The 19,640-nt window shown below is 45.2% G+C and carries 14 protein-coding genes; 12 read left to right on the forward strand and 2 right to left on the reverse strand.

The window, feature by feature from the left end; translation table 11 throughout:
- Positions 1 to 649 precede the first annotated feature (649 nt).
- The 7 genes from QUA62_RS27350 (at position 650) to QUA62_RS27380 (ending at position 9,452) form a co-directional block, all read left to right on the forward strand.
- A complete protein-coding gene (locus QUA62_RS27350; RefSeq protein WP_333407984.1) occupies positions 650 to 1,216 on the forward strand; it encodes a photosystem I assembly protein Ycf4 in 567 nt (188 codons plus the stop codon).
- 316 nt (positions 1,217 to 1,532) lie between these two features.
- Positions 1,533 to 2,318 carry a peptidylprolyl isomerase gene (locus QUA62_RS27355; RefSeq protein WP_445251840.1) on the forward strand — a complete coding sequence of 262 codons (786 nt, stop codon included), beginning with the start codon at positions 1,533 to 1,535 and terminating at the stop codon, positions 2,316 to 2,318.
- A 218-nt stretch (positions 2,319 to 2,536) separates the two neighbouring features.
- Positions 2,537 to 3,793 (forward strand): beta-ketoacyl-ACP synthase, encoded by a 1,257-nt coding sequence (locus tag QUA62_RS27360; RefSeq protein ID WP_333407985.1) that lies wholly within the window; start codon positions 2,537 to 2,539, stop codon positions 3,791 to 3,793.
- Positions 3,794 to 4,129: 336 nt separating this feature from the next.
- Positions 4,130 to 5,233 (forward strand): ATP-binding protein, encoded by a 1,104-nt coding sequence (locus tag QUA62_RS27365; RefSeq protein WP_333407986.1) that lies wholly within the window; start codon positions 4,130 to 4,132, stop codon positions 5,231 to 5,233.
- A 188-nt stretch (positions 5,234 to 5,421) separates the two neighbouring features.
- Positions 5,422 to 7,299 (forward strand): DNA mismatch repair endonuclease MutL, encoded by a 1,878-nt coding sequence (gene mutL / locus QUA62_RS27370; protein WP_333407987.1) that lies wholly within the window; start codon positions 5,422 to 5,424, stop codon positions 7,297 to 7,299.
- A 322-nt stretch (positions 7,300 to 7,621) separates the two neighbouring features.
- Complete coding sequence (locus QUA62_RS27375; RefSeq protein WP_333407988.1) at positions 7,622 to 8,446, forward strand: SirB1 family protein; 825 nt, start codon at positions 7,622 to 7,624, stop codon at positions 8,444 to 8,446.
- Positions 8,447 to 8,765: 319 nt separating this feature from the next.
- Entirely contained in the window at positions 8,766 to 9,452 is a 687-nt protein-coding gene (locus QUA62_RS27380; protein ID WP_190736051.1) for an alpha/beta hydrolase, read from the forward strand.
- A gap of 154 nt (positions 9,453 to 9,606) precedes the next feature.
- Here the strand turns inward: QUA62_RS27380 and QUA62_RS27385 are convergent, their stop codons facing one another.
- Entirely contained in the window at positions 9,607 to 10,071 is a 465-nt protein-coding gene (locus QUA62_RS27385) for an SRPBCC family protein (RefSeq protein ID WP_190661051.1), read from the reverse strand.
- Between the two features lie 147 nt (positions 10,072 to 10,218).
- Between QUA62_RS27385 and QUA62_RS27390 the strand changes: the two genes are divergently transcribed.
- From QUA62_RS27390 to QUA62_RS27410, 5 genes are all read left to right on the forward strand, one after another.
- Positions 10,219 to 11,436 carry a transposase gene (locus tag QUA62_RS27390; protein WP_333407989.1) on the forward strand — a complete coding sequence of 406 codons (1,218 nt, stop codon included), beginning with the start codon at positions 10,219 to 10,221 and terminating at the stop codon, positions 11,434 to 11,436.
- A gap of 84 nt (positions 11,437 to 11,520) precedes the next feature.
- Positions 11,521 to 13,197 carry a mechanosensitive ion channel gene (locus QUA62_RS27395; protein WP_333407990.1) on the forward strand — a complete coding sequence of 559 codons (1,677 nt, stop codon included), beginning with the start codon at positions 11,521 to 11,523 and terminating at the stop codon, positions 13,195 to 13,197.
- A 953-nt stretch (positions 13,198 to 14,150) separates the two neighbouring features.
- Positions 14,151 to 14,633, forward strand: coding sequence for an Hsp20/alpha crystallin family protein (locus QUA62_RS27400; RefSeq protein WP_333407991.1), 483 nt, complete (start codon positions 14,151 to 14,153; stop codon positions 14,631 to 14,633).
- A 292-nt stretch (positions 14,634 to 14,925) separates the two neighbouring features.
- Entirely contained in the window at positions 14,926 to 15,063 is a 138-nt protein-coding gene (locus tag QUA62_RS27405; protein ID WP_333407992.1) for a hypothetical protein, read from the forward strand.
- A gap of 123 nt (positions 15,064 to 15,186) precedes the next feature.
- Positions 15,187 to 16,185 (forward strand): alpha/beta hydrolase, encoded by a 999-nt coding sequence (locus tag QUA62_RS27410; protein WP_333407993.1) that lies wholly within the window; start codon positions 15,187 to 15,189, stop codon positions 16,183 to 16,185.
- A gap of 522 nt (positions 16,186 to 16,707) precedes the next feature.
- On the opposite strand, the gene QUA62_RS27415 is transcribed toward QUA62_RS27410, so the two are convergent.
- Positions 16,708 to 19,443 carry an adenylate/guanylate cyclase domain-containing protein gene (locus QUA62_RS27415; RefSeq protein ID WP_333407994.1) on the reverse strand — a complete coding sequence of 912 codons (2,736 nt, stop codon included), beginning with the start codon at positions 19,441 to 19,443 and terminating at the stop codon, positions 16,708 to 16,710.
- Between the last annotated feature and the right edge of the window lie 197 nt (positions 19,444 to 19,640).

The raw sequence follows: 19,640 nt of genomic DNA on the forward strand, positions 1-19,640 counted from the left end.
CGATCGCGTTTGAGCCAGTCGTCGAGGACATCAAATATGCCTCTTTCGGTCTGGGCGCGTCCGACTGCGATTGTCATAAAAAAAACTGGGTAAGTGGGAAACGAGCGTGTCTTCCGACCTGAGAGGAAAACAACGCGGCGATTTCAATCGCCTTGAATCTTTCCCCTTTCGGGGTTGGAGGGGTATGGTTGCCCCTCCGATGAGGTATGGTTGCCTCAGTCTCCCTTGCGGGGTAATGTTCGCCTCGACCTGGTTATAAAGGCTTGTTAGACCTGCGACAGTGTTTCAGTGACTTTAAAACTGTTTAATCGCAGGTGACCGAGCGGAAAACTGGCGTCGCATTCGCCGGTGTCGTGACCTAAATAACGTCTCCTCTTGCGAGGGGTCTGGTCAGAACAGCTTGCAATTTCTTACAAGCTCAGTGGCCTTAGCCCTTAGTTCCTGACTGCGGTAAAATCCTTTTGCTTGTTAAAAAACTAAGGTTTCTAATTAAACTTAACATAAGTATATATTAGAAGTTCAGAATTTTTCAACATAATTAGCAGGAGTTGTTACACAATGCCGATCGGTCGATCGCGATCTCGTCAGCGAAGTGTGACGCTCGGTGGGCTAATTGAATTAAGATTTGGCTTTAAGGCTGTTTAATTTTATGACTGCAAAAACAACGACCTCGATCGATTCTGTCCTGCGCTACCCGGTTTTGGGCTCCCGCCGCTTCAGCAATTACTGGTGGGCGACGGTGGTCAGCATTGGAGGGACTGGTTTCCTGCTGTCGGGCATTTCCAGCTACTTGCACGTTAACCTCCTGCCTTTTGCTGACCCGACTCACCTTGTTTTCATCCCCCAAGGCATTGCGATGGGTTTCTACGGTGTCTGTGGCGTGCTGTTGGCGCTCTACCTGTGGCTGACTATTCTCTGGGATGTCGGTGGCGGTTACAGCGAGTTCGATCGGCAAACTGGCAACATTCGGATCTTTCGCTGGGGTTTTCCCGGCAAAAACCGCAAGCTTGATTTTACTTGCAAGACATCGGACGTGCAATCTGTGCGGGTAGACATTAAAGAAGGTCTCAGTCCCCGCCGCAGTATTTATCTTAAGCTCAAAGACCGCCGTCAGTTTCCCCTGACTAGAGTCGGACAGCCGATTGCTTTGTCGGAAGTGGAAAATCAAGCAGCCGAATTGGCTCGATTTTTGCAAGTTCCCCTAGAAGGACTTTAGGGATTTTCGATTTGCGATTTTAGATTTTAGATTGGTAATGTCTCGTAGGGTGCGCCGGGCCGCGCACTTTACCTACCTGGTAAGTGAAAAAGATCGATCTGCGAGTAAGCCCGTTACCAATTTTTGAATCTATCAATTAACAATACTTCGGATAGTTTTTGATGGCCAACCGTAGAATAAGGGTTTCAAGGCTCCAATGCCTGTTCGCTACCAAAGCAAAATCGCGGGTTTCAGACTAGGAACTAAAAACAGTTCGGACTATTGAATTAAAATCTTTAGTTGCAAAGTCCGTAATTGACTCAAAGTGAAAATACAAATGCAAATGCAAATCAAAATTCAGCGGTGGTTGTTCTCACTTTTAATAATTGGCGCGTTGTTTGTCGGAGGATGCGGTAGTTCCCCTGTGGCAGACTCGACTGCGACATCGAATCCGGCGTCGGGTGAAAATATTTCTTTGTCTCCGTCTCCTTCTCCTGCTGCTGTAGCGGCGAGTTCACAATTTAGCAATTTGCCACGATTGGAAGGAAAAGCAACGGTGGTGATGACGGTTAAAGGTGCTCCAATTACGATCGAACTCGACGGCACAAATGCGCCAATTACTGCGGGCAATTTTGTCGATTTGGTTCAGAAAGGAGTTTACGACGGATTGGTATTTCACCGAGTGGTGCGGGAACCTCAGCCTTTTGTAGTTCAGGGCGGCGACCCTCAGGGTAAAGACCCTAAATTCCCTACAGCCCGACTGGGAACTGGCGGTTTTATTGACCCGAAAACTACTACCGAACGCAGGATTCCTCTGGAAATTAAAGCTAAAGGTGCTGCCAATCCGACTTACAGCCAAACGTTAGAAGAAGCTGGGGTTAAGGAGAAACCCGTGTTGGTGCACAGTCGCGGGGCTGTTGCTATGGCTCGATCGCAGAGTCCTGATTCGGCTTCTTCTCAGTTTTACTTTACTTTGACCGATGTACCGTTTTTGGACGGTAGCTATGCGGTTTTTGGGTACGTGAAACAAGGCATGGATGTGATTGATAAGATTGAAGCGGGCGATCGCATTGAGAAGGCTACTGTTACTCAGGGTTTGGAAAATTTTAAGCCTGTTCAGTAGTCAGTCGTCAGTCGTCACTCGTCATATCAATTCCGGTTGCACGATCGAAATGATTGTTGACTGTTGACGGTTGACTCGATTTTATTATTCCGATGCAACCGGGAACGATATCAGTCGTTGGTCGTTGGTTAGTAGTTAATAATTAGTTCCAATCATAAATAACTAATGACTAACGACTAATGACTAATGACTAAAAATTTGGGAATCTGAGGGCAGATGTGGATGTTGTTGTTACGGGAATTGGCCTGGTTTCTGCTTTAGGCACTCTGGATGGTAGCTGGAAAAGATTGTTGTCTGGGGAATCAGGAATTCGGCAACATCAACCTTTTATAGAACTTGAACGGCGACCTTTGGCTTTAATTGGCACAAAACCTGTCGATTTAATAACTTTAATTCGGCAGGTTTTAACAGATGCTGTGCAAGATGCTAATTTGACTTTGCCTTTGCCCGATTGCGGAATTGTGATCGGTTCTAGCCGAGGCTTCCAGGCAAATTTGGAACTGTTGGCAAGCGAAGGAAGAGGGAAGAAGGAAGAGGGAAGAAGGAAGAGGGAAGAAGGAAGAGGGAAGAGGGAAGAGGGAAGAGGGAAGAAGGAAGAGGATAGAGAATTCTCAATTACCGATTCGCAATGCCCAATGCCCAATGCCCAATGCCCAATGCCCAATTCTCAATTTGTGAATTTTTTGCCTCACATGGGGGCGATCGCAGCGGCGAGGGCAATTGGTTCGACGGGGCCGGTACTGGCGCCGATGGCTGCTTGTGCGACGGGTATTTGGTCGATCGCCCGCGCTGTTGATTTAATCCGCACCGGTGAGTGTCAGCGGGCGATCGCAGGTGCTGTTGAAGCGCCTATCACACCGCTGACTCTGGCTGGATTTAGCCGGATGGGTGCTTTGGCAAACAATGGATGCTATCCCTTTGATGAAAATCGGGAAGGCTTTGTTCTCGGTGAAGGCGGGGCTTTATTTGTATTAGAATCTGCCGAGTTGGCAAGGCGTCGTGGTGCTAAAATTTACGGTCAAATTTCCGGTTTTGGCTTGACAAATGATGCTTGCCATGCTAATGCGCCGGAGCTGGGGGGGAAAAGTGCGATCGCGGCGGTAAATCAATGTTTGAAACGCAGCAATTTAGCGGCGGTTGATATAGATTTTATTCACGCTCACGGTACTGCAACTGAGTTAAATGACCGACACGAAGCACTGTTAATTGAGAAGTTATTTCACCGAGGAGTTGCTGTTAGTTCGACTAAGGGGGCTACGGGTCATACTTTGGGAGCTTCCGGAGCTTTGGGCGCGGCTTTTTGTTTGATGAGCCTTAAATATCAGATGTTGCCGCCTTGCGTTGGAATGAAAAAACCGGGGTTTGAATTAGATTTTGTTCGGTGTGCGCGATCGGCTATTGTCAGAAATGCGGTTTGTTTAAGTTTTGGCTTTGGCGGGCAGAATGCTGCGATCGTTTTATCCGGTGAGCGTTAATTTTTGTAAACTCGGTCGATCGACATTTAAATTACACGATCTCTCTACAGTTAAAATCTTCTGAGGTGGCCGGAGAACCCCCCGCACATCCAATTTAAATCTCAAAAATAGTACAATACTTATGTATTTTAGTCAATTAACTGAGGATTTTGGTGAGATTGCTGGTGCTGCTATGCTAGTCTGGCTCTGCATCCCGACGCTGATGCTTGTGTCAAAGCCTAGGAGGCTCGAAAAGAGAGGCAGATTAAAGCAGTATTGTATTTTATTAACGCACTGATGGCGATCGGCGAAAATAGAAAAAAGAAACTGTTTAAATTAAGCCTCAGGTATTTTCACATGGATCTGGCCTCTCATCGATTTATGTCTTATTTTGAACCCGAGCAAGCTGCTCACCTTTACCAAATAGCTGTTTTGGAGAGTTTTGCTCAGGAAACGCTGGTTTTTGAAGAAGGAGAAACAGCGGATTTTTTATATCTAGTTTTAGAAGGTAAAGTCGAGTTTAGCAAGCGTCTTGAAAATCATAAATATCAAACTGTTGCTGTGGCTAAGCCAGACGATTATTTTGGCGAACTCGGAGTTTTAGACGGAGAACCTCGCAGTGCTAGAGCAGTGGCAGTTGCAGGCTCGACTTTGGCCAAAATAGCCCGTGAAGAACTAATAGCAACTCTCCAGTTTGCTAAAGGCAGTTCGGTACTGCAAATGTTTAGTTTCATTACTAAAAATTTACGAGAAACCACGGATCACTATGTTAGCCAGTTGGTACACAAACAAAAAATGGTATTGGTAGGAGAAATGGTGAGTACAATTATTCACGATTTCAAAAGTCCTTTTACCGGAATCAAACTCTCCATTGAAATGCTCAAAGAAATGCACGAAGATGAGGAAACTCAGGAGTGGTGCGAACTTATTCAATTGCAGGTTCAGCGAATGTTGGGGATGGCTGAAGAAGTGTTAGAATTTTCGCGCGGTAATTCTGTCTTAAATAAAAAACCAGTTAATCTAATTCAAACGTTGCAGCATTTTGAAAAGTTGAACAGAGTTTATTGTGAAGCAGCCAACGTAGATTTGATAGTACGGGTGACAGAAGTCATAGTGGAAGCGGACGAAAATAAGATTTTGCGTGTTTTACAAAATTTAGTTGGGAATGCTGTTGAGGCTTTTGGCGGAAGAGGGGGGCGAGTAGAGATTATTGTGACACAAAGTGAGGAGTGGGCCGAAATTAGCATTTACGATAACGGGCCAGGCATTCCACCGACAATTAAGGAAAAGTTATTTGAACCGTTTGTGACTTATGGCAAGCGGACTGGTACTGGGTTGGGAACGGCGATTGTTAAGTCGATAGTTGAGGCTCACAAAGGGAAAATTACTTATGAGTCAGAGGACGGAAAAGGCACAACTTTTTACATCCGCTTGCCGAAAAGCATGGCTTTAGCCGATTAAAATTAAGTAGGGAGGAAGATATATACTTAGGACTTTCTCACTAAGCCTCAGAGACTTGGTTGATGAGTAGATATCTTGTTATTAAACAATATTTTTATGAGAAACCGAGTTTAAGAACCTAATTCCTAATACTGTGTAGCGATTTGCAGAATCAAGTAGAATTGAATTAACGAACCGCTAAAAATCTGATGCCAGTTACTATTCAAACCTTACCCACAGAAGTTATCAATTTAATTGCCGCCGGCGAAGTGATTGACTCGATCGCCGCAGCGGTACGAGAATTAGTTGAAAATTCTCTGGATGCTGGCGCAACTCGCATCGTTGTTTCTGTGTGGCCGGAACAGTGGCGGGTGCAAGTTGCAGATAATGGTACGGGAATGGATCTGGAAAATTTGCGGCAGGCGGCTTCGCCTCACAGTACGAGCAAAATTACCACTGAAGCAGACCTTTACAAAATTGATACTTTGGGATTTCGTGGGGAAGCTTTGCACAGTTTAGCTCAGTTGGGGTGTTTGGAGGTTTTGAGCCGATCGAATGATTTGGGATTGGGGGATTTTTCGGAAAATCGAGAGTCGGCGCAAACCCCCGCCAAATCTTCCTTTAACAAGGGGGGAGTTGAAAATGCTCGATCGGGCTGGCGGGTGGTTTACAATAACGCAGGCGTTGCTGTGGAGGTGGAAACAGCGGCCATCGCTCCGGGTACGGTGGTGACTGTTGATAATTTGTTTGGCAATTGGCCTGTGCGCCGCAGTTTTTTGTCGCCGGCACAGCAAATGCGATCGATCCAATTAACTCTTCAGCAAATTGCTATTTGTCACCCGCACGTTAATTGGCAGTTGCGTCAAGGAAATACGCCTTGTTTGCACGTAACTCCTGGTAGCACAGCGGAACAACTTTTACCTCAATTCGTGCGCGGTGTGCGAGCGAGCGATTTGCAGTATTTAAAGTTAGATTTGCCGACGAGTCCTCAAAATCAGAAAGCAGCAAATTTATTGATAGAAACTCAACTTGTTGGAGCTACAGTTAAGCCTAATTACCAATTACCAGTTGCCAGTTCCCATTTCCAAATGCCCAATTCCCAGCGTTTGGAGTTAGTAATTGGTTTGCCCGATCGGTGTCACCGCAGGCGGCCGGATTGGGTGAAAGTTGGGGTAAATCGGCGAGTTGTGCGATCGCCCGAATTAGAGCAAACTATTCTCAGCGCCTTTGCCCGCACTTGTCCGCGCGATCGCTATCCCGTGTGTTTTGTCCACCTGCAAATCTCCCCTTCGGAAATCGACTGGAACCGCCACCCGGCTAAGGTGGAAATTTATCTGCACGATCCGAGTTTTTGGCAAGCACAAGTTAGCGCAGCAATTGCTCGTGCTTTGCATTTGAACGATGAAGTTTTGCCGCCTGCCCCAATTCCCGATCGAGTGGGAAAATTGCTGAAGGCATCGGAACAAAAAAGTGCTTACAGTGTCGGGATTTCGGCTAGGCAGAATGATGCAGGTGGCGAACAGGAAAAAGCTAATAAAATAGGATTGATGGAATTGAGGGCGATCGCTCAAGTTCACAATACTTACATTGTTGCCGAACATTCCAGCGGAATGTGGTTGGTGGAACAACACATTGCTCACGAGCGCGTTTTATACGAGCAATTGTGCGCGGCTTGGCAGTTAAAATGTCTAGAAAAACCAGTGATTCTCAGTCAATTATCGGCGCTGCAAATTGAGAATTTATCCCGCTTGGGTTTGGAAGTAGAAAGTTTTGGCGAACAGCTATGGGCTGCCCGCGAAGTTCCTGAATTGTTAGCCGATCGAGATGACTGTGCGGATGCGCTTTTTGAACTCAGTAAAGTCGCAGATTTACAAGCGGCTCAAGTTGCGACTGCTTGCCGTAGCGCTATGCGAAACGGTACTCCTTTGAGTCTTTCCCAAATGCAAAATTTGTTGGATGAATGGCAGCAAACTCGCAATCCGCGCACTTGTCCTCACGGCCGCCCTATCTATTTTGCTTTGGAAGAATCGACTCTGGCTCGGATTTTCCGCCGCAGTTGGGTGATTGGTAAAAGTCACGGGATTTGAAAGTAGATTTGACATCCGAGGGCGTTCACCTCAATCTGGCTCGATTTTAAAAAAATCGTGAAGCTTTATTAAAAATAGTGGCGGATTTAGATGAAAAAACTTAGAATATATTACAATTTAAATAATGCACTGTTTTTAATATGTTTTGGGCAACGGACCAGATGGCTGTTTCACAATAAGAAGTACCTGTTTTACAATAAAAAAGGTTAATTATACTACAAAAAATGCCTGTTTCCCAGAAGAATCTTTGTTGTGGAACAGGCATCTTGCCTGTTCATGGTGTTGGTACAAAAAGTAAATTAAAAATAAATCAATAATAAATATGGATTTTCCGATCGCCCGACAACTCTTTTATCGAGAAATAAACCAGCCTGATGGCTCGATCGACTTGGCGAAAGCTGCTCTTTATATGGCTTTGGAAGAATACCCAAATTTAGAGCCAGAGGAGTATCTCAACGCTCTCGACACGATCGCAGATGAAGTGCGCTCACGCCTGCCGGCACAGAATTATCCGCTGCGGATTATTCAAACTATTAACGGCTATTTATACGGGGAATTGCAGTTTGCGGGCAATGATGTTGATTATTACGACCCCCGCAATAGCTTTTTGAATGAAGTGATCGATCGGCGTACTGGCATTCCGATATCTTTATCTTTGGTTTATTTGGAGGTTGCTCAGCGCATTGATTTTCCGATGGTGGGAATTGGGATGCCGGGACATTTTTTAATTAGACCGGATTTTGAAGATGCTGGTATTTTTGTTGATGCGTTTAACGGCGGCGAAATCCTGTTTCCTGAAGATTGTCAAGCCAGACTTTCTCAAATTTACGGTCAACCTATGGAGTTGCAGCCGACTTTTCTAGCTCCAGTAAGTCGCCGACATTTTTTGGGGCGAATGCTGGGAAATCTGAAGGCGATTTACTTGCAACAGGGAGATGCTGTGAGGGTACTCTTGGCGATAGAACGGATTTTGCTGCTGTTTCCCGATGCGCTGGGGGAACGGCGCGATCGCGGAATTCTCTATTATCAACTGGGACGCTTCGTGGAAGCGCGCCACGATTTGGAACTATACCTGAGAAATGCTCCGAATGCTCCTGATGCTGCTAGAATTCGCCAATTGGTCGATCGGCTCGATCGGGATATGTGAACTTAAATTTGGTATCGATCGCAGACTATAAGACATATTCAAGTGACACTCAATACACTGCTGCCCGACCACCAAATTTCGCTTTTATCATTTTTGCAAAGGTATGTAAAATTATTAAAAAAATAATTATAACATATTAATTGTCAATTAACACCTATCTTTTGATAGGTTGAATTTGCTTGACTTGACTGTAAAATTATAGGTCATTTACGGAAATCCCGAGTCTACTTTCCCGACTGGTACCCGCACAGATACCTGTACTCATACCCGCACAGACGAGCGATCGAAAAAGTATTTTGAAGTAAAGAGGCACAAACTCATGAACTTTCAGTTTCAACAAGGTTATCTCAACGGAATGCAACCGCTCTCAGCCCATTTAACCAAAAGAATGTCAAAGTCTTTATCATTAGGTTTGGCTCTTTTACTGGGAACAAGTGCAGTATTCCTAAGCAGCGACAAAGCCTTTGCATTAGACAATCTTACCGTAAAATACGGTGCTGTAGACGTAACATTACCGATGAGCGACTTGCAAAGCTTTGCACAAACTGGCAAAGCATCATCTCAACTGCAAAGCGTTCTGAGTCTTGCGAAACAAACTCCCGAGTCGGTGCGCGAAATATTAACGCGAGAAGTGCCTTTAGATTCCCAATTAGTAGCGCGGCTGGCAACTACTTATTTTGGGGAAATTGTTTTCAAACAATTGGGCGAGGTTGCTTATGCGCCGACTGCTCGGCTTCAAAGCGTGCCCGCACTGCGCGATGCTTTAGTCGCAGCTTCCAAAGATGGCAAAATATCGCTGATTGAAGTGATGCAAAATTACAGCCCTGCGGCTTTAGAAGTTGACGGCAATCAAGCTATTGCTATCTACGAGCGAGTGATTAAAGACGTGCAAGATTTGCAAGCTTTGTATCAGAATTCCCCGGCTTTGCAAAATACCGCCGGCCAAGCGGTGAATTCTGCCAGACAAATGATTTGTCAGCCCAGTCCATCAGGAAGTGTGAAGTAAATAACTGAAATTCCAGGGAATTGGAAATTTGGAATTGGGAATTGGGAATTGGAAATTGGTGCTTTTTTTCCTATTAGCTCTTAGTTTTCAGCTATTACCAATTACCAATACTTCGGCTACGCGAGCGAACAAGTTCCCAATTACCCCTTCTCCATTACCCCTTACCCATTTTTTGAGATAGTTGCTCCGCTACCCGCTTGAGTCGGCGGAGTTGGTCTTTCATATCTTTCTGCGTCCAAGGGGCTGCAAAGCGATTGAAACCAAATCTAATTAAACGATTGGGAATTTGAAATTCAAAGCGGTTAATCAAGAGAGTTCCTTGGATTTGGGGCTGGCATTCCCAGCGATCGCATCCTTTGAAAAATCCGTCAAACCCCCACACAATTAAACCGGGTTGTCGCTCCAACACAACACTCTCTAAAGTGGGTTGCAAAACGGGAATTTTTATGATAAATAAGCTGCGACTTCCTACAGCCGTATCCCATTCGCCCTCGGGTTCGCAGCGTAGCAGGGGATTAAGCCACTTGTGCATCAAAGTTCGATCGACTATACAGCGCTCCACCAGAGTAGCAGCAGCCTGAATTTCAATGGATTGCTCGAAAACTTGACGAATTGACATGAGAACCTGCAACAACGAGGGTATTACAAAACTTTGCTTACTTTATAGTCCTTTATCTACTTGTACCGTCAATTTTTCCAGAAATTAAAAGATTGACACACTCATAAAGACAGTGTATCATCTTGAATTAAAGTATATATACCGATTATGCAGTTAGTCGAAAGGCACGTCATTAAACCAAATCATAGGTTTTATCGAGAAGCCGATCGACTGTCTTGGCTGTGCAAAAATCTTTACAATAGCGCTAACTACATCTACCGTCAAAACTTTTTCGCCAGCCAACAAACAAACGCTCTGGCTGTTTATCACACGCTCAAAACAAGTCCTGATTACAAAGCACTGCCGGCAAAGGTAGCACAAAGCACGCTCGGCTTAGTGCTCAAAGCATGGACTAGCTATTATCTGGCGGTGCGGAACTATCAGGAAGACCCAACTAAATTTAAAGCCGCCCCGAAAATCCCTCATTATAAAGGTTCAAGAGAGCGAAAAAGAGAGGACGGGCGCTATGTAGTTGTATTTAATTGTCAAGCTGTCAGCAAAAGAGCCTTAAAAAAAGGATATGCTCGTCCCTCTGGGACAAATATTTGGTTGCCCTCAAAAGTCACCTCGATTCTGGAAATCCGGATTGTTCCCAAAGTAGGTTGTTATGTTGTCGAGGTGCTCTATGAAAAGTTAGAACAGCCTTTACAAGTTAATCAGAGAGTAGCTGCCATAGATTTAGGATTAAACAATCTGGCAACATTAACCTACAATGTTCCTGGGTTAGTACCGACAATCTTCGACGGACGGGGTGTTAAGTCAACCAACCAATACTGCAATCAAGTTTCATCGGCCTTGAAATCCTTGCTGCCTGCAGCCCAAAAAACCAGTAAAAAACTCGCCAAATTGTGGCACAAGCGTAACTGTAAAGTGGATTACTACTTCCACACGACGAGCTCCGCAATTATTAAAGAACTCGTCAATCATCAAATTGGCTTGCTGGTTATAGGCTGGAACCAGGATTTCAAAGATGGGATTAAGACTGGCAAGGTTAATAATCAAAATTTTGCCTGTATTCCCCATCCCCGATTCGTGCAAATGTTGCAGTACAAAGGACAGATTGCGGGAATTAAAGTTGTGTTAGTAGAGGAGAATTACACATCCCAATGTTCAGCCTTGGATAGGGAACCAATTCAACAACATTCCGACTACATTGGCAGTAGGGTAAAAAGAGGATTGTTCAGAACCCAAACTGGACGCTTCATAAATGCCGATGTAAACGGTTCTTTGAATATTGGCCGAAAAGCAGTCGGAGATGGGTTTATCCCTAATTCGATAGAGGGTTTTGTAGTTAACCCAGTACGATTAAAAGCGTACAAACATTAAATTTAGGCAATGTCTAGATTTTGTGGAACTATTATTAAAGTTTCGTCTTCTCCATGTCAAATCTGACGTTAACCTGAGAAAAAAATGAATGAAACTTGGCAAGAGATAACTCAACCGATATCGGGGCCAATAGCGGCTTTGTCCGATCGCATTTTGGCACAGGCCCAACCCGGGAATGCCCTGACAGATGCAGAACGCGGAATTAACAATTTCCTTCAGGGCTCAAACATTGAAAATCTCCTTTGGGCCGTCGGTATCCTGCTAATTGGCTTGATAGTATCAGCCCTCGTCTCATCTGTAGTCGGGGGATTGCTCAAGAAGACTACGCTCGACAATCGGCTGGCGGCTTGGATTACCGGCCGACCGGAAGGAGCTGGAGCCCCGCAAGTGGAAAAATGGATTTCCACAGCGGTGTTCTGGATCATTTTTATCTTTTTCCTAATTGCCTTTTTCAACCGCCTGAATCTAACGGCTGTCTCCCAACCCCTCAATACTTTTCTCAATCAAATTACCGGTTTCTTGCCGAAGTTAGCCGGCGCGCTAATTTGGTTGGGGATTGCTTGGGTGTTGGCAACTGTAGCCAAAATGGCCGTATCGCGGGCGATGCGGACTTTTAGCGTGGACGAGCGCTTGAATCAGGAGGTGGGCGCAGCGCCCACTGAGCGCCCTTTGCTGCTGAGCGATACTGTGGCGAATGCGCTGTACTGGTTCATTTTTCTGCTGTTTTTGCCGCTGATTCTCGACTCGCTGGAAATGCAGCAGGCTCTGCTGCCAGTTAATAATTTACTCAACCAAATTCTGGCGGCAATTCCGAAAATCCTCGAAGCTGTGCTGATTGGGTTTGTGGGCTGGCTGCTGGCTATGGTGGTGCGGCGGATTGTCACGAATCTGTTGGCTGCTGCTGGGGCGGACGGTTTGGGCGCTCGGTTTGGAATTTCGCGGACTTCGGGCGGACAATCCCTGTCGTGGATTGTCGGGACGATAGTCTATGTTTTGATTTTGATTCCAACGGCGATCGCAGCTCTGAACGCTTTGGACATTCAGGCGATTTCGCAGCCGGCAATCGCGATGCTCAACACGATTTTGGGCACGCTTCCCAACATTTTTACAGCAGCCCTAATTCTGGCGGTTGCTTACATTTTGGGCCGCTGGATCAGCGATTTGGTGACTAATATCCTGACGGGAATTGGCTTCAACAATGTCTTTTCTTGGTTGGGAGTGCAGCCACCGAAACAGTCGCTGAGGCTACCGCCGAGTTCGATCGATCCCGACGCAACGATTCTTCAGGAACCGGAACTTCCGGCTCGCACGCCTTCGGAATTTGTCGGCATTGTGGTACAGGTGGGCATCATGCTGTTTGCTGTGGTGGCGGCTACCGACGTGCTCGGGATTCCAGCGCTGACGGCGATTGTTAGCGGTATTGTCCTGGTTGCAGGTCGGGTGCTGGCCGGTTTGGTGGTATTTGCGATCGGCTTGTATTTGGCGAATCTGGCGTTTAGTTTGATTGCCAGTTCTGGAACTCGCCAAGCGCGGCTTTTGGGTCAAACGGCTCGGATCGCGATTATTGCCTTTGTTTCGGCCTTGGCGCTGCAACAGATGGGCATTGGCAGCGATATTGTGAATTTGGCTTTCGGGCTGCTGCTCGGGGCGATCGCAGTTGGTATTGCTCTAGCTTTTGGTTTGGGCGGGCGCGAGATTGCGGCCGACCAAATTCGCGAATGGTTAGCGTCGTTTAAACAAGATAAGACGCCGCGTTTGTAATTCTATAAAAAGGCGTTTGTCAAGTACAAACGCCTTTTTTTTATAATTATCGATCTTCAAAATTGATGGTGGGTCGAGCCCGACGGGCTTCATCCATAGACAGCAACTGGGTTTGGATCATTTTAGGCTTATACTCGCATCACAGTGACACAAGAGCGCTAGACCAAAACCTCAACACGCCCGCCATGCCCAAAATCTCGGAATGCAATGGCTGCACTTTGTACTCAAACAACCCTTCGATCATTGCACCGGCAAACTAACTGAGTATTTCGCGTTTCTCCATGTCAAGGTTGTGTTGAGCGATTGGTACGAGATGAAACCCAAAGTGCGAGCGTGATTTTGAGTGGGATGCACTCGGCGATCGAGATGGAAGATGGGGTGAGTCAAAATCCAGATGTCAACCGATTAGATAGATGCGTCGGAAGGGGGCGTAGCCATCGCTCCCAAGTACAGCTATTGACTCTTACACACTTTAGAGAAGCGCTTTAGACTCTTACTACTGGTTGAACTAACGACACATAGCCTCTTGGGCGATCGCGCTTTTAAGAGTAAGATTATGCGAGATCCCTCATACAGCGAGCGATGGCTATAGGAAAGCAGCGATAGCCGACAAATCACGTCCTTACGGTGCTACACATCACCCGCACCGTGCTTTTGGTACGGTTGGCAACACCAACCATACTTCTCCCGACGATCGCGCCGTTCAGGGTTCGCTCGGCAAGGTCATCATGGCGTTGCCACAGCATTTCGGTTTCTAGGAATAGCTTTGTACGGTTTTCTTCAATGCGAATTACTATGATTGTTTCGCACTAATTCTGGCAAATACGACTAACAAAGTGGGGTTTTCCTGACTGTTGCTCCCAGTTATAAAGCGGCATCATAATAACTGTAAGCAATGAGCTTCAACCCAAACTTTCCTTATAAAGCTTTACCAATATTTGAGGTGACAGATTATGTTGATGCGCTATTGGCAACCCTTCACGGAAATTGAAACGATCCGCGAGCAACTCGATAAAGTTTTTGACCAACGGGCAGCAACGAGAGATAACTCAGAAGCCGCTTGGATGCCAGCTCTGGAATTGGTTGATGCTGGGGACAACTTCGTATTAAAAGCGCAACTGCCTGGAATTGACCCCAAAGACATTGACGTTCAAGTCACTCGCGAAGCCATTTCTATTTCTGGCGAACGCCGCTACGAAAACACAGACGAAAAATCTGGCTACGTCCGCTCAGAATTCCGCTATGGCAAATTCCACCGGGTGCTTCCCTTACCCGCACACATCCAAAACGACTCTGTGCAAGCTGAATGCAAAGATGGCATTCTAACGCTAACCCTGCCCAAAGTGACTGAAGCCCGCAATAAAGTCGTCAAGATTAATTTGGCCGAAATTGCTGGAACTCCAGCGACTCCCGCTTTGGAACAGGCTAACCAATAACGAGCCGCTGTGCTTAATAGAGTGAGGCAAATTTTCCAAAATTGAGCCTGATTGGATTTACTTAACAACAACGGAACTGGAAAAGCTGATACCGGGAGCTACACTTGCTCCCGGTATTCTTTATTTGGGGAAGCTGAGCGAAAAGCTACCTACAACTGTCCTGAACCCGCAGTGAATTTAGTAACGCTTACAAGGCCCGCTTCCAGTAAATTCAGGAGAGCACGACGAGCAGAATACCCAATCGTGATCCCAGGGGCATTGAAATCCCTCAGTCCTCCGTTCCACCACTTCTGTGGCAAGTAAAGACGCTGGGATGTCTGTGGCGATGGTTGAGACTGGAGGCGATCGCGGTCATGAAAGAGCTCGTCACACCTATGAAAAGGTGGGCTTTGAGCTATTCCCAGTCGCCAGATACTTCAAGAAGCTCTAAGTGAAGATGTTAAGTCTCAAGGTTTACTTTGTTCTATAGCTAGTCAATCGCGATCGCCGAATCGACTCAGAAAAGCCATCTGTGGGACAATTGCAAACGTACTTAAGTTTGGGGAGCAACTGAATGCTATGGCTTGTTGTGCCCCTTGGGGTATTGATTGGAGTAGTCGGGCTGGGAGCAATTTATCAAGCACTTGCCACAAATCGCGATCGCCTTATGTTTCTGCCACCTGGAAAGGTAATTCAAATTGACGGCAAAAACTGGCACTATCAAGTTATGGGTGAAGGTCGCCCAACAGTCATTGTCGATAGTGGAAGCGGAGGTACTCACCTAGATTGGCAATTAGTGCAGCCCGAAGTTGCCAAATTCACAAGAATTTTGACCTACGATCGGGCAGGCTATGGCTGGAGTGATTTAAGTTCAGAACCACGCACGGCTGAGCAAGTTATTAGTGAGTTGCGGCAACTTTTGAGAGAGGTCGAAATTGAGCCACCTTATGTCTTGGTGGGGATGTCTTTAAGTGGTTTATTCAGTCGCTTATTTGCCTATCACTATCCAGAAGAAGTGGCTGGAATGGTTTTAGTGGATGTCGCTCATGAGAAAATGTACGACGAGACACCAGTCGAATGGGTTGAATTAAACAAACGACTTGAAGGACTGTTAACTTATGTAGTGCCGATTATGGGACGTATCGGTCTGCTTCGTTTGCTGGTCACTTTTGATTCTGTGCCTATGGCGGCTGGTTTATTCCAAAAATTTCCACCTTCAATGCGACCTCTTGCTAAAGCACTCTATTCTCAAACTCAGTTTGGGAAAACTTTTGCTCAGGAATCGGCGGCGGTATCAATCAGCATGAACCAGGTTAAACAGATACGTCAGACAAAGCCATTTCCTGATATTCCTCTCATTGTCTTGTCGGCTGGAAAGCCAGACTTCGACATAACACAAGATGTGCTTCAGAAACTGCAAGAATTACACGCAGATCTAGCCAATGAGTCGCCCCAAGGCGTTCACATTGTTGCTCATGAAACTGGACATGCAATCCAACTTGATAAACCAGAATTAGTCATTGATGCAATTCGTCAAGTTGTTGAAAAAGTGCGTTGCAGTAGTGAGTCCTAACAACCCTGCTGGAGCGGACTGCCGATAGATGCCGAGGAGTGTTGCCAAGGTTAATGGTAGCTGCTCAACAGGAACGTTAGCTGTCAACCTACTAGGACTGAGCTGCTGTCTGTTGTATCCAACTTAGCACTTCACTTAGTGGCAGAGGTTACTGGTTGAAGATTTTGATTTCGCGATCGCATTCTATCCTTCAACTTAATGCGATCGCCCGCTCTATTAGAAGAAACAGGTTTTAGGAGAGCTAAAGAGAGGCAAACAAGCTCCCAACTATAAGCCTGCTCAAAAAGCTTTAAGACGATTAATCGAATTGGCTACTACAACAACGACAGCAACAACCCCTTCCGAGTAATATATAGATAACTTCCCTTTCCCGTATATTACTTGAATAAGGACTTTTTGTGAGTGAAGTCAATGATTGTTGGATTCCCGGAAACGGCTCACCGGAGGCAGCTAATTGTGAAGTTTGCCAACAGTATCGATTGCTACTCAAAACCCGATTTCAAGATTTGAGCTAACGCATCCTTAGTCCCGATCGAGTTGAGTGCAGCGCTGTTGATAAACTTGAGCCACTTTATCTGTAGGATTGCGGCGCAGGCACTCAGCAAATAATCGCTCAGCATCTCTAAGCTTTTGCCCTTGGTAGAGTAACAAAGCTTCTTCAAATAGCGTTCTCGTGGCTACCTTGCCCTCATAAGTCTCAGGCGGATCGGCATCGAAAACTTCAAACATCGATACCGCTTTTGATTTTCCCTTAACTTTTACGCGATCGATAAAACGGATAGCATACTGGTTAGAATCTGGCAAAGACTGGAAAGTTTGGTGACTAATTAACATCGAAATCCCATATTGCTTAGTCAAGCTTTCTATCCGCGAGGCTAAATTCACTGCATCGCTAATCACCGTGCTATCCATCCGGTTTTTTCCCCCCACTGTACCGAGTATTAAAGAACCTGTATTGATGCCAATGCCAATCTTAATCGGCACGTATCCAGAAGCGGTGCGATGTTGATTATATTCAGTCAGATGATGCAGCATATCAATTCCTGCTTTCACTGCATTATCTGCCTCGCCACTAAATAGGGCCATAATTGCATCGCCAATATATTTATCAATAAATCCTTGATTGTCAGTAATAGCTGGCTCCATGTGAGACAAATAGGAATTAATAAATTTGAAATTGTCTTGAGGGTTCATACTTTCCGATAAAGTTGTGAAGTCGCGAATATCGGAAAATAGTACCGACATTACCTGTTGAACTTGGTCGCCTAATTTAACATCAAGAATGCTCTTTTTATCCAAAATCTGGAGGAATTGACCGGGGACAAAGCGCTCAAAAGCCTGATTGAGTTCGGTGAGATTATTGTAGAGACGGGCATTTTCAATGGAAATTGCTGCCTGAGAGGAAAGCAGATTTAAGAGTTCTACGCGATCGCGAGTAAAAGCCTCTGTGGTTAAATTATTTTCTAAATATATAATTCCTGCCAGTTTACCTTGATGTTGGAGAGGGAAGCACAAAATTGATTTAGGCTTATGTACTTTGATATAGGGGGAATGAGCAAATTTAGGGTCATTAGCAGCATCATTCAAGACTACACTTTTACAAGTGCGAGCGACATAGTTGATGATGGACACGGGTAGGGGTGCAACGCCTTGTGCCCCTACAGATTCAATGGGGGTTGATTGTAACACCGTAATGATATCAGAACTTACGGAACCTGACGCTTTAATCCGCAGTTTCCCCTCAGTTTCTAAAATCAAATAGCCACATTGCGCTCCAGCATTTTCAATGATAATTCTCATCAAGGAGGTGAGTAATTTATCCAATACAATTTCGCTAGAAATTGCTTGGGAGGCTTTCATGAAGGTAGCTAAATCTAAGGCTTCACCTGACTGACTACCACTTGTGGAGTTGGTAGTTGTCCTGTGCGTGGAATTAATGCTTTTGGTGGCCGATAATTTACGACGTAACTGCGGGTACTTGGCTTCTAAATCCTCCACTTTGCGTTGAGCACCCCAGCGTTGGTAGCCATAGTGAGCTTTTTTCATGTAGAGTTGAGCGATTTCCTCTTTGCCTTTACCTAACCAAAACTTAGCTGCTAGTTCCGACGCTAGAGCTTCGTTCTGCAAAAATTTATTTTCTCGGGCTGAGGAGATCGCTTGGTCATACAAATCCTGCGCTTCCAGAGTCTTGCCTGTAATTCGCGCCAACTCAGCTTCGATTAGCAGACGTTGATGAAGGTAGGTACTCGGAGAATGTTGACTCCAGAGTTTGAATTTCTCAAGATTGGATTTAATCTTCTCCACATACTGTGCCTGTTTTTCACCATCAGCATCGTCATACCCAACTGATAAGGCTAGACATTGATGAAAGTGGAAAGCCGGATTAATAAAAATCCCCGTTGCGCCTATCAAATATTTTTCGGCAGCGTTAGCATAGTCTATCGCTTTCTCAGAATCTGAATACCAGTTGGCTAAAGACAATTTACAGGCTATTTCTATAAATACCGTGAATAAATCATTTTTTTCAAGGCAAGACTTAATGATCTCCTTGGCATTCGGCCATAAGGATTCATCAAGAACACTCCAATCTTCAACGGGTTCAATCAAATTATAAATAGTCGCTTTAACCGCATAATAATATTGCACCATGTTTGGATCGACTTTTTTCAAACCGGGGATAATCTTATCAATTTTTTCTGATAATTCTTTTAACGAATCAGTCCCCCAAAAACACATGAACAAAAAGTTGATTGCACAATATCCTGCCCATTGATAGGCACCGTTTTCTACGCCGCTATAATAACCTCTCATTAAATGCTCTTTAGAGCGATCGAGAGGTTCAGTGTAATGGGAAACAAATCCTCCCCACATATTCAAAATTAATGCTTCATAACGCTTCATTTGATACTTGTCATCGTTCAATCTCAAGGCTAAATTTCCAAATTTATAGGCGGTTTCAAAATCTTGTGCTACAAAGGCCAGTGTTAACGAATAATAGATATATCCAACTGAAGAGTGGGGGCTGTTCCCATAGGTGAGCGATAGCTCAATCATTTTTATGCCTAGGATGAACAGCAATCTAGACCCTAAAAAGTAAGCTGGAGGTACACATTCTCTGAGGAGTACCATAGCAGCAAGTTTTTCAGGGTCTTGCATTTCAGGAAGGTCTATAAAATTTTCAATTTTCCGGGCAGCGATTGTCTCATTAGCCTGATTCACTTCGGCGATAAGTTCATCTTCTTCAGGAAAAGCTTTCAAATTGATTCCCAATAGTTCGAGGGTCTGTACTCCCAGATATAAGGAGGATTCCCAATCATTTTTCATTCGATATAACGTCACTTTATATTCATTGACTTTACATCGATCCAACAAATCATCGTATCGGCTCAATAAGTAGGGGGAGCAGTTATTCTAGTTGCCAAGACAAGCCCAAGGGATGAAGAGAAGATGTTTCG

The organism is Microcoleus sp. MON1_C1 (assembly GCF_036701945.1).
In the GTDB taxonomy this organism is placed as follows: Bacteria; Cyanobacteriota; Cyanobacteriia; order Cyanobacteriales; family Microcoleaceae; genus Microcoleus.